This is a genomic window from Phyllobacterium sp. NPDC097923 (genome assembly GCF_044760925.1).
Taxonomy (GTDB): domain Bacteria; phylum Pseudomonadota; class Alphaproteobacteria; order Rhizobiales; family Rhizobiaceae; genus Phyllobacterium; species Phyllobacterium calauticae.
Map to the genome: position 1 here is coordinate 651,866 of NZ_JBIWBL010000001.1, position 11,750 is coordinate 663,615.

General features: G+C 61.2%; 11 protein-coding genes. 10 read left to right on the forward strand and 1 reads right to left on the reverse strand.

What is annotated here, in order from left to right; translation table 11 throughout:
• Positions 1 to 4: 4 nt before the first annotated feature.
• The 9 genes from urtD to ACIQWS_RS03345 all read left to right on the forward strand — a co-directional run bounded on the left by urtD (position 5) and on the right by ACIQWS_RS03345 (position 10,470).
• Positions 5 to 751, forward strand: coding sequence for an urea ABC transporter ATP-binding protein UrtD (urtD, locus tag ACIQWS_RS03305; RefSeq protein WP_346306653.1), 747 nt, complete (start codon positions 5 to 7; stop codon positions 749 to 751).
• A 37-nt stretch (positions 752 to 788) separates the two neighbouring features.
• On the forward strand, positions 789 to 1,484 hold the full coding sequence (urtE, locus tag ACIQWS_RS03310) for an urea ABC transporter ATP-binding subunit UrtE (RefSeq protein ID WP_223611642.1): 696 nt from the start codon (positions 789 to 791) through the stop codon (positions 1,482 to 1,484).
• Positions 1,485 to 1,549: 65 nt separating this feature from the next.
• Entirely contained in the window at positions 1,550 to 2,446 is an 897-nt protein-coding gene (locus ACIQWS_RS03315) for a LysR family transcriptional regulator (RefSeq protein ID WP_223611641.1), read from the forward strand.
• A gap of 102 nt (positions 2,447 to 2,548) precedes the next feature.
• Complete coding sequence (locus ACIQWS_RS03320) at positions 2,549 to 3,022, forward strand: formate dehydrogenase subunit gamma (RefSeq protein ID WP_346306654.1); 474 nt, start codon at positions 2,549 to 2,551, stop codon at positions 3,020 to 3,022.
• Complete coding sequence (locus ACIQWS_RS03325; RefSeq protein WP_403170164.1) at positions 3,019 to 4,575, forward strand: formate dehydrogenase beta subunit; 1,557 nt, start codon at positions 3,019 to 3,021, stop codon at positions 4,573 to 4,575. Before ACIQWS_RS03320 ends, ACIQWS_RS03325 begins: the two co-directional genes overlap by 4 nt.
• Positions 4,576 to 4,584: 9 nt before the next feature.
• Complete coding sequence (fdhF, locus tag ACIQWS_RS03330; RefSeq protein WP_403170167.1) at positions 4,585 to 7,464, forward strand: formate dehydrogenase subunit alpha; 2,880 nt, start codon at positions 4,585 to 4,587, stop codon at positions 7,462 to 7,464.
• Positions 7,465 to 7,466: 2 nt separating this feature from the next.
• On the forward strand, positions 7,467 to 8,402 hold the full coding sequence (gene fdhD, locus ACIQWS_RS03335) for a formate dehydrogenase accessory sulfurtransferase FdhD (RefSeq protein WP_403170171.1): 936 nt from the start codon (positions 7,467 to 7,469) through the stop codon (positions 8,400 to 8,402).
• A complete protein-coding gene (locus tag ACIQWS_RS03340; RefSeq protein ID WP_403170174.1) occupies positions 8,395 to 8,646 on the forward strand; it encodes a formate dehydrogenase subunit delta in 252 nt (83 codons plus the stop codon). The genes fdhD and ACIQWS_RS03340 overlap by 8 nt, the downstream gene beginning before the upstream one ends.
• A gap of 168 nt (positions 8,647 to 8,814) precedes the next feature.
• Positions 8,815 to 10,470 (forward strand): OFA family MFS transporter, encoded by a 1,656-nt coding sequence (locus ACIQWS_RS03345; protein ID WP_403170177.1) that lies wholly within the window; start codon positions 8,815 to 8,817, stop codon positions 10,468 to 10,470.
• 58 nt (positions 10,471 to 10,528) lie between these two features.
• Here ACIQWS_RS03345 and ACIQWS_RS03350 read toward each other — a convergent pair whose 3' ends face one another.
• The gene (locus ACIQWS_RS03350; protein WP_403170180.1) at positions 10,529 to 10,720 is read right to left on the reverse strand and encodes a hypothetical protein; all 192 of its coding nucleotides are present in this window, start codon (positions 10,718 to 10,720) and stop codon (positions 10,529 to 10,531) included.
• Between the two features lie 108 nt (positions 10,721 to 10,828).
• On the opposite strand from ACIQWS_RS03350, the gene ACIQWS_RS03355 reads away from it, so the two are divergent.
• Positions 10,829 to 11,728 (forward strand): LysR substrate-binding domain-containing protein, encoded by a 900-nt coding sequence (locus tag ACIQWS_RS03355; RefSeq protein WP_346307330.1) that lies wholly within the window; start codon positions 10,829 to 10,831, stop codon positions 11,726 to 11,728.
• Positions 11,729 to 11,750: the final 22 nt, after the last annotated feature.

Consider the following 11,750-nt stretch of genomic DNA (forward strand, 5'->3'; position numbering starts at 1 on the left):
TCCCATGAAGGCCAAGGACACATTGCTTTATCTCGACGGCGTTTCGGTTTCCTTTGATGGATTCCGTGCCATCAACAACCTTTCGCTCGTGCTTCAGTCGGGAGAGATGCGGGCCATCATCGGTCCGAATGGCGCGGGGAAAACCACCATGATGGATATCATCACCGGCAAGACCAAGCCGGATAGCGGCGATGTCTATTTCAACGGCACGGTCGACCTGACTGGCTATGACGAAGCCGACATTGCCATGCTCGGCATCGGCCGTAAGTTCCAGAAGCCGACGGTCTTCGAAAGCCACACGGTTGAGGACAATCTGGTGCTGGCCCTGTCCGGGCCGCGCTCGGCCCTGTCAGCGCTGTTTCATCGCCAGAGCAGGGATGAAGCCGACCGTATCCACGAAATCCTCTACACGATCCGGCTGTTTGAAAAGCGCCACTGGCTGGCGGCCAGTCTTTCGCACGGCCAGAAGCAATGGCTGGAGATCGGGATGCTGCTCGCGCAGGACCCGAAATTGCTGCTGGTGGATGAGCCGGTCGCCGGGATGACCGACGCGGAAACCGCAGAGACGGCGAAACTCCTGCGCGACATCGCCCGCACCCGCTCGGTGATCGTGGTGGAGCATGACATGCATTTCGTGCGCGAGCTCGGCGTGAAGGTCACCTGCCTGCACGAGGGCTCGGTGCTGGCCGAGGGCTCGCTCGATCACGTCAGCAATGATCCGCGTGTCATCGAGGTCTATCTCGGGCGATGAGGTGGTGTGTGGCACGTCAATGGGAAGGAATTTTCTAATGCTTACGGTTGAAAATGCTTCCCTTCACTATGGCGCAGCGCAAGCGTTGCGCGGCATATCGCTTGAGGTGAAGCCGCAATCCATCACCTGCGTCCTTGGCCGCAATGGTGTTGGCAAGACAAGCATGCTCCGGGCAATTGTCGGTCAGCACCCGCTATCGTCGGGGTCGATCAGCTTCGATGGTGCACCGCTCGGCAGGAAGCCGCCCTACGACCGGGCGCGGGCCGGCATTGCTTTCGTGCCGCAGGGGCGCGAGATCTTTCCGCTGCTCACCGTGCGTGAAAATCTGGCGACGGGCTTTGCCGCCGCCAGACGCGGCAACCGCAATGTGCCGCCGGAGGTCTTCGAGCTGTTCCCCGTGCTCAAGACCATGCTGGGCCGGCGCGGCGGCGACCTGTCTGGCGGCCAGCAGCAGCAGCTCGCCATCGGCCGTGCGCTGGTCACGCGCCCGCGGCTGCTTGTTCTGGATGAGCCGACCGAAGGCATCCAGCCGTCGATCATCAAGGATATCGGCCGCGCCATCCGGTTTCTGCGCGATCAGACCGGTCTCGCCATCCTTCTCGTCGAACAATATCTCGATTTCTGCCGCGAGCTGGCAGACCATGTCTACATCATGGATCGCGGTGAGATCGTCCATTCTGGCGATGCGGCAAGCCTCGACAGGCCGGAGGTGCGCAAGTTCCTGACGGTCTGAATGGACCATGGCTCTTGCTGTCGGCGGGTAATCATCGATAGAGTCTTGTCGGAGGACGGATTTCGATGATCGACAAGCTGGAATTTTTTATCGCTCTGGCGCGCAACCAGCATTTTGGCCGCGCGGCGGAGGAATGCGGCGTCACGCAGCCAACCCTGTCGGCCGCGATCCGCCAGCTTGAAGATACGTTGGGTGTCGTCCTCGTTCAGCGCGGCTCACGCTACAAGGGATTGACGCCGGAGGGCCAACGCGTACTCGAATGGGCGCGGCGCATTGTCGGCGATACGCGGACGATGCGCGAGGAAATCCGCGCTGCACGCTATGGTCTGTCCGGGCATGTGAAGATAGCGGCAATCCCCACGGCGCTTGCCATGGTTTCGCGCCTGACGACGCCATTTCGCGAAAAACACCCCGATGTGACCTTTTCGGTGACCTCGCGCACCTCGCTGGAAGTCCTGACGCTACTCAGCAATTTCGAGATCGATGCGGGAATCAGCTATCTCGACAATGAGCCGCTCGGGCGGGTGACTTCGGTTCCGCTCTATTCGGAACGCTACCAGTTGATCACCTCGACAGGCAGTACCTATTCGGATCGCGAATTTGTGACCTGGGCGGAGGTTGGTCAGTTGCCGCTCTGCCTGCTCACCCAGGACATGCAGAACCGCCGGATCATCAACAAACACCTGCACGAAGCGGGGGTGGACGTGCACCCCACGCTGGAATCCAATTCGATGATTGTGCTGTTCTCGCACATACGGACCGGCAAGTGGGCGAGCATCATGCCGCTCAACCTTGCGGAAACACTGGGTTTTTCCGAACCGATCCGCGCTATTCCCATTGTCGAGCCCGATGCACGCCATCTTGTCGGGCTGGTGGCGGCGGACCGCGAACCGCATACACCGCTGGTGTCCGCCCTGCTGCATGAGGCCCGGGCGCTTGCCATCGAACTCAATATGGTTTGATAGAAATCTTCTATCGACCAACGGGACTGGTATATTGATTAGTTGCGTCGTTTTTGATCTGTTCTAGGCTACGAGGAGCATTTAGGGAGGGCGCTGCACGAAATGCAGACCGCAAGTACCGATATCGCTGGGAGAGCGATAGACATTATCAATCAGTTGAAGGGCCAAGAAGGTCCGCTCCTTCCGATTCTGCACGAGTTGCAGGGCGAGTTCGGCTATGTGCCGCAGGAGACTTTGCCGCTGATTGCCCAGGCGCTGAACATATCGCGCGCCGAGGTGCATGGTGTTGTCACATTCTATCATGATTACCGCGATCATCCGGCGGGCCGGCATGTGCTGAAACTGTGCCGTGCTGAGGCCTGCCAGTCGATGGGCGGCGATGCCATGGCCCGAAAAGCCCGCGAACTGCTCGGCATCGACTGGCATGGAACAACCTCCGACGGTGCGGTGACGCTCGAACCGGTCTATTGCCTTGGCCTTTGCGCCTGTGCGCCCGCCGCGATGCTGGACGGCGAGGTCATTGGCCGCCTGGATGACGAAAAACTCGAAGAAATAGCGACGGGAGTGCGGCTATGACGGTCACATTCTTTGTCCCGCGCGATTCCGGCGCGCTTGCCCTCGGCGCCGAAAAGGTTGCCCGGACACTGCAGGATGAGATTGTTGCCCGCAATCTCGATGCGCGCATCGTTCGCAACGGGTCGCGCGGCCTGTATTGGCTCGAACCGATGGTCGAGGTGGAAACACCGTCGGGCCGCGTGGCTTACGGCCCGGTCAAACCTTCCGACCTGGCTTCGCTTCTCGATACGGGCATGGCCGAAGGCCGCACCCATCCGCTCTGGCTTGGCCTGACCGAGCACTTGCCGTTCCTGGCAAAACAGACCCGCCTGACCTTTGCCCGTTGCGGCATAACCGATCCTGTCTCGCTCGATGATTACCGCGCCCATGACGGCTTGAAGGGACTGGAGAAAGCCCTTGCCCTTTCGCCGCTTGAAATCGTCACCCAGGTGACGGAATCCGGTCTGCGCGGGCGCGGCGGTGCCGGTTTCCCCACCGGCATCAAGTGGAAGACCGTCCTCGATGCGGCGGGCGATCGCAAATACATCGTGTGCAATGCCGATGAGGGCGACAGCGGCACCTTTGCCGATCGCATGATCATGGAAGGCGATCCCTTCGTTCTGATCGAAGGCATGACCATTGCCGGTATCGCCGTCGGTGCCACCAAGGGTTACATCTATACCCGCTCCGAATATCCGCATGCGATTGCCGTGATGAACGAGGCGCTTGATGTCGCCCGCAAGGCCGGCGTGCTCGGCGCTTCGGTGCTGGGGTCTGCCCATGCTTTCGACATCGAAGTGCGTGTTGGCGCCGGTGCCTATGTCTGCGGCGAGGAAACGGCGCTGCTGGAAAGCCTCGAGGGCCGCCGCGGCATCGTGCGCGCCAAGCCGCCTCTGCCTGCGCACAAGGGGCTTTTTGGCAAGCCGACGGTCATCAACAACGTGATATCGCTTGCCTCCGTGCCGGTCATTCTCGACAAGGGCGCGGCATTCTACAAGGATTTCGGCATGGGGCGCTCGCGCGGCACCATTCCGCTGCAGATCGCCGGTAACGTTCGGTATGGCGGGCTTTTCGAAACCGCCTTCGGCCTGACACTCGGCGAAATCGTCGATGATATCGGCGGCGGTACTGCAACAGGCCGTCCGGTCAAGGCGGTGCAGATCGGCGGTCCGCTCGGCGCCTATTTCCCGCGTGAACTCTTCGACACGCCCTTCGACTACGAGGCTTTCGCCGCCAGGGACGGGCTCATTGGCCATGCCGGACTCGTTGTCTTCGATGACAGCGTCGACATGCTGAAACAGGCCCGTTTCGCCATGGAATTCTGCGCTGTCGAGTCCTGCGGCAAGTGCACGCCCTGCCGTATCGGCTCGACCCGCGGTGTCGAGGTCGTCGATCGCATCGCTGCCAATATCGAGCCGGAAAAGCAGATCGCGGTTCTCACCGACCTCTGCAACACGATGAAGTTTGGTTCGCTCTGCGCGCTGGGCGGTTTCACGCCCTATCCGGTGATGAGCGCGCTGACGCATTTTCCTGAAGATTTTCGTCCTGCGCCCGTCGCGCAAGCGGCGGAATAGGAGCCCAAAATGTCCCTGATCCACGAAATCGATTTCGGCACGCCAGCCTCCAAATCTGAAAAGATGATCACCCTGACCATCGACGGCAACGAGATCACGGTACCCGAGGGCACCTCGATCATGCGCGCCTCGATGGAAGCGGGCATCAAGGTCCCGAAACTCTGCGCGACCGACATGGTCGATGCCTTCGGTTCCTGCCGTCTTTGCCTGATCGAGATCGAGGGGCGCAACGGCACGCCTGCCTCCTGCACAACCCCGGCGATGGAAGGTCTTGTCGTTCACACCCAGACCCAGCGCCTGAAGGACATCCGCAAGGGTGTGATGGAACTTTATATTTCCGATCATCCGCTGGACTGCCTGACCTGCGCCGCCAATGGCGATTGCGAACTGCAGGACATGGCCGGTGCGGTCGGCTTGCGCGATGTACGTTATGGCTATCACGGCGACAACCACGTCTTTGCCAAGGCGGACAATGTCGCCAATGATCGCTGGCTGCCCAAGGACGAATCCAATCCCTACTTCACCTACGACCCGTCGAAATGCATTGTCTGCTCGCGCTGCGTGCGGGCCTGCGAGGAAGTGCAGGGCACGTTTGCGCTGACCATCGAAGGGCGGGGTTTTTCCAGCCGCGTTTCGCCCGGCATGCACGAACATTTCATCGACAGCGAGTGCGTTTCCTGCGGTGCCTGCGTGCAGGCTTGCCCGACCGCAACACTGACGGAAAAGTCGGTTATCCAGATCGGCCAGCCGGAACATTCCAAGGTAACCACCTGCGCCTATTGCGGCGTCGGTTGTTCGTTCAAGGCAGAAATGCGCGGCGAGGAACTGGTGCGCATGGTTCCCTACAAGGATGGCAAGGCCAATCGCGGCCATTCCTGCGTCAAGGGCCGGTTTGCCTATGGCTACTCGACCCACAAGGATCGCATCCTCAACCCGATGATCCGCGAGAAGATTTCCGATCCGTGGCGCGAAGTCTCCTGGGATGAAGCCTTCAAGTACGTTGCCAATGAATTCCGCCGCATCCAGTACCAGTATGGCCGCAACTCCGTCGGCGGCATCACCTCGTCGCGTTGCACCAACGAGGAAACCTACCTCGTGCAGAAGCTGGTTCGTGCCGGTTTCGGCAACAACAATGTCGATACCTGCGCCCGCGTCTGCCATTCGCCGACCGGTTACGGCCTGAACAAGACATTCGGCACATCCGCCGGCACGCAGGATTTCGACAGCGTCGAACACACGGATGTGGTTATCGTCATCGGTGCCAATCCGACCGATGGTCATCCGGTCTTTGCCTCGCGCCTGAAGAAGCGCCTGCGCAAGGGCGCCAAGCTCATCGTCATCGACCCGCGCCGCATCGACCTCGTGCGCTCGCCCCATGTGGCGGCGTCGTACCACCTGCCGCTGCGCCCCGGCACCAATGTGGCCGTGGTCACCTCGCTGTCCCACGTTATTGTCACGGAAGGCCTGTTCGACGAAAAATTCATCCGCGAGCGCTGCGACTGGGATGAGTTCCAGGATTGGGCTGCCTTTGTATCCGCACCAGAACACAGCCCCGAAGCGATCGAACAACTGACCGGTGTGCCGCCGCAGACGCTGCGTGAAGCCGCCCGGCTGTTCGCGACCGGCGGCAATGGCGCCATCTATTATGGCCTCGGCGTGACCGAGCACAGCCAGGGATCGACAACGGTCATGGCCATAGCCAACCTGGCCATGGCCACTGGCAATATCGGCCGCAAGGGCGTTGGCGTGAACCCGCTGCGCGGCCAGAACAATGTGCAGGGTTCCTGCGACATGGGTTCGTTCCCGCACGAGCTTCCCGGCTACCGCCATGTCTCCGGTGAAGCCACCCGCGATATTTTCGACAAGCTGTGGGGCGTCAAATTGCAGGACGAGCCGGGCCTGCGTATCCCCAACATGCTGGATGCAGCCGTCGATGGCACGTTCAAGGGCATCTACATCCAGGGTGAGGACATTCTCCAGTCCGACCCCGATACAAAGCATGTGGCCGCCGGTCTTGCCGCCATGGAATGCGTCGTGGTCCATGATCTCTTTCTCAACGAGACCGCCAACTACGCCCATGTGTTCCTGCCGGGCTCGACTTTCCTCGAAAAGGACGGCACCTTCACCAATGCCGAGCGCCGCATCAACCGCGTGCGCAAGGTCATGAGCCCGAAGAACGGTTTTGCCGACTGGGAAGTTACCCAGAAACTGGCGCAGACCATGGGCCTCAACTGGAATTATACGCACCCGTCGCAGATCATGGATGAAGTTGCCCTGACGACGCCCAGCTTTGCCGGCGTGTCCTATGACCTCCTGGAAAAGGAGGGCTCCGTTCAGTGGCCGTGCAATGAAAAGGCGCCGCTGGGCACACCGATCATGCACATCGAGAGTTTTGCCCGCGGCAAGGGCAAGTTCGTCCGCACGGAGTACGTGGCAACCGACGAAAAGACCGGGCCGCGCTTCCCGCTTCTCCTCACCACCGGACGTATTCTGTCCCAGTATAATGTCGGTGCGCAGACCCGCCGCACGGACAACGTGGTCTGGCACGAGGAGGACCGGCTGGAGATTCATTCGCACGACGCCGAACAGCGCGGTATCCGCGATGGCGACTGGGTGAAGATATCAAGCCGCTCCGGTGAGACCACGCTGCGTGCGCTGATTACCGACCGGGTTTCGCCGGGTGTGGTCTATACGACCTTCCACCACCCGACGACGCAGGCCAATGTCATCACCACGGATTTCACCGACTGGGCAACCAATTGCCCGGAATACAAGGTGACGGCGGTTCAGGTGGGGGCTTCCAACGGGCCGAGTGACTGGCAGGTCAAATATGACGAACAGGCCCGCCAGAGCCGGCGCATCGCCCAGACACTCGACGCGGCGGAATAGATATGGCCGGGCGCCCCACACGGTTGCAGGTCCCGCGCATCACCCGCCGCCGCAAGGGCGAGGGCGATGTCTACGCGACCGGCAGCCGCATGGTGCCCGAGGAAACGCCCGTCGCATTCAGCTACAACGGCACCACCCATGCGGTGATGATGGCAAGCCCGGCCGACATGGAGGATTTCGCCGTCGGCTTCAGCCTGTCGGAGGGCATTATTGCCCGGCTCGACGAAATCAGCGAAATCGCCATTGAAGATCATGGCGAGGGCATCGATATCCAGCTGCGCCTCGCCGATGCGCCCGGACAGGAACTCACCGACCGCCGCCGCCGCATGGCGGGACCCGTTGGCTGCGGGCTGTGCGGTATCGAGTCCATCGAACAGGCGTTGAAGCCGGTGGCCTCAGTCGATGCAACGCGCCTGCAACTGACGCCGGGCGATCTGGCGCAGGCGGTGCGGCTGCTGTCGCCGCTGCAGCCGCTGCACAATGAAACCGGTGCGGTGCATGCGGCCGGATTTTATGTTCCCGGCCAGGGTATCGTGGCCGCGCGCGAGGATGTCGGCCGCCACAACGCCCTCGACAAGCTTGCCGGTGCCCTGTGCCGAACCGGCATCGACGGTGCATCGGGCGCCGTCGTGATCACCAGCCGCGTCTCCATCGAAATGGTGCAGAAGGCGGCGATCATCGGCGCTTCCGTCCTGATTGCCGTATCCGCGCCGACGGCCTTGGCTGTGCGCACCGCACAGGCGGCGGGCATGACGCTTGTTGCGCTGGTACGCGGCGACGAATTCGATGTCTTCACGCGTGCCGAACGTATTCCGATCGCTGTAAATGCAGTGGCGAGTGCAACCGATGACACCGCTGCGTCCGGAAAATCCAATCTGGATCAGGCCTCGCCCACCCTTGTGCAAAGTCCAACTGTTCGATTGGTGCAATATGGATAATGAGAATCATCGGCAGTCAACCGCCGACAAGCTGGTCTATATGGCCAACCAGATCGCCACCTTCTTTCACACCCAGCCCAAGGATGAGGCGGTAGAGGGTGTGGCCGGCCACATCAACAATTTCTGGGAGCCGCGCATGCGTACCCAGCTCTTTGCCATCCTGGAAAAGGATGACAATGGCCTTGACCCGCTTGTGGTCGAGGCAGCGTCCCATATCCGCAAGCCGGCTCTCGCCTCGGCTTGAACGTTGCAAGGGCGGCATTTTGGGCCGCCCGACCTGCGTTGCCTCTTGATGACCAGAAGGCCGGAGAACACCCGAACAAGAAGACGATCAGGCCGAACCGGAACCGGCCGATAAACTGAAATACTAAAACATGAATCACCGCCATAAGGGCTTGGAGGAGGAATTCACATGTCAGCAACCGACAGGGCAGAGCCGCGGATTTATGAAAACCCGGGTATTCTCGACCGGGAACGCATCGTTGCCAAAGCGGGTTTCAACCGCTGGCTGGTGCCGCCCGCAGCGCTTGCCATTCACCTTTGTATCGGCATGGCCTACGGGTTCAGCGTGTTCTGGCTGCCGCTGTCGCGCGCCATCGGTGTCGAGCAATCGGTCGCCTGTGCGGATCTCAACCTTCTGACAGCGCTTTTCACCACGAGCTGCGATTGGCGCGTCAGCGATCTCGGCTGGATCTACACGCTGTTTTTCGTGCTTCTTGGCTGTTCGGCCGCCATCTGGGGCGGCTGGCTTGAACGCGTCGGGCCACGCAAGGCTGGCGTGGTCTCGGCCGTGTGCTGGTGCGGGGGCATGGTGCTGGCGGCCATTGGCGTCATCACGCACCAGCTCTGGCTGATGTGGGTCGGTGCCGGCGTCATCGGCGGTATCGGCCTCGGGCTCGGTTACATCTCTCCGGTGTCCACGCTGATCAAATGGTTTCCCGACCGGCGCGGCATGGCGACCGGCATGGCCATCATGGGCTTTGGTGGCGGTGCCATGATTGGGGCGCCACTGGCCAACCTTCTGATGAATCATTTCAAGGCACCGGATACTGTCGGCGTCTGGCAGACCTTTCTGGTCATGGCCGCCGGCTATTTCGTGTTCATGATGTGCGGCGCCTTCGGTTACCGCATTCCGCCGGCCGGCTGGCGTCCGGAAGGCTGGACACCGCCGACGGATGCCAAGGCGATGATCACCACGCGGCACGTGCATCTGCGCGATGCCCACAAGACAAAACAGTTCTGGCTGATCTGGGCCGTGCTCTGCCTCAACGTGTCCGCCGGTATCGGCGTCATCGGCATGGCTTCGCCCATGCTGCAGGAAATCTTTGCGGGCAAGCTCATCGGCCTGCCCGACGTCAGCTTCACCCAGCTGGATGCGGGCCAGAAAACCGCCATCGCTTCGATTGCCGCAGGCTTTGCCGGCCTGATTTCCCTGTTCAACATCGGTGGGCGGTTCTTCTGGGCCTCTCTCTCCGACCGGATCGGCCGCAAGGCCACCTATTTCACCTTCTTTGCGCTTGGCATCGTGCTCTATGCGCTGGCGCCGACCGCCGCCCATATGGGCAGCCAGGCGCTGTTCGTCGCGATTTTCTGCGTGATCCTGTCCATGTATGGCGGCGGCTTTGCCACGGTCCCGGCCTATCTCGCCGATATTTTCGGGACGCAGTTCGTCGGCGCCATCCATGGCCGGCTGCTGACGGCCTGGGCAACGGCGGGCATCGTCGGGCCTGTCGTGGTCAATTACATCCGTGAGTTCCAGATCAATGCGGGCGTGCCGCGCGATCAGGTCTATGACCGCACCATGTATATTCTCGCGGGTATGCTGGCGCTGGGCTTTATCGCCAACTTTTTTATCCGCCCGCTTGCATCGAAATGGTTCATGTCCGACGCCGAGGTTGCTGCCCTGCAGGCCAAGACCAAGACGGCGGATGCCGGCGCCACCGGCTCGTTCGGCATCGGCCATGGCGGGCTCGATGCGAAGGCGGCGCTCGCCTGGGCCGCGGTGGGTATTCCCATTCTCTGGGGTGTCTGGGTGACCGTGCAGCAGGCGGTCGTTCTGTTCCGATAACAGCGTTCAGATAGGTCAAGGCAGGCTCCGTTCGCGGGGCCTGTTTTTTGATTCCCGTTCAGCAACTGCGCAGGCCGCATCGATCGAAGGGCAGGTCGGCCAGTTCATCGAGGCCCATGGCTTGCAGCGCCGGATGAGAGAGCGGATCACGGCGCCAGTGATCCAGCGCATCGTGATCGACGGGACTGCTGTCCTCGCTGGGCGGAACGAGAGTCTCTGCAAACCATTTTATTAGCCAGAAAATCTTCATCACACAGCTCCCATGAATCGAGGAATGTGCTATTTTGATCCCGTTCTCTGCGGTCAGCAATCAAGAATGGCGATATCCTGATGTAGAAAAACTGGATGAAGAATTTGCATGATGAAGAATTTGAATAGAGTTCACATCAACGGATTGCGCGCTGTCGAGGCAATCGGGCGGCTGGGGTCATTGCCGAAAGCCGCCGCCGAGCTTGGTGTTTCGGTCAGTGCGGTCAGCCAGCAATTGATCCGCACGGAAGCACAGATCGGCCATGCGGTGTTCGACAGGACCCGGGCGGGACTGGTCCCGACCTTCTTCGGCAAGGCCTTCATCGCACGGCTCGAAGAGGGCTTTCAGCACCTGTCGCGCGCCGTGGCGCTGGCGGACGATGTCGAGCAGACCCTGCTTCTCTCCGTCGCTCCGACCTTCGCGTCAAAATGGCTGGTGCCGCGACTGGGACGGCTGCGGGCGGCGCATCCCGAGATGAAGATCCGCATCGATCCTTCGCCTGGGGTGCTCGACCTGAAGAGTTCCGACATCGATCTCGCGATCCGTCTTGGCAGCGGCGAGTGGCGAGATGGCACGCCGGAATGCCTGCTGCCGCAAAGGATGTTCCCGGTCTGCACGCGCGGCTTTGCCGAACGCCTGACCGGACCGGCGGATATTTTCCGCCAACCGATCATCTGTTACGAAAACCCCATGTTCAGCTGGGACGAATGGCAGGCCGCTGCCGGGCTCGATGGCCCGCTCGCCTTTGATGGCCCGACATTCTCCGATCCATGGCTGGCGGTCGAAGCAACGATCAGCGGGCAAGGCATCATGCTGGCCTGGGAGCTCTTCGTCGAAGACGCGCTGGCAGACGGCCGGCTGGTCGCACCCTTTCCGCTGCGCGTGCCCTCCAATATCGCCTATTGGCTGGTTTCGCCGAAAAACCGCAAGCCGACCCAGCAAATGCAGCATTTCCAGGCGTGGATCCGTTCGGAAATCGCCGAAGACAACCGCGCGCCCACCGCATGATCTGTTGACAAGTTATACTGAA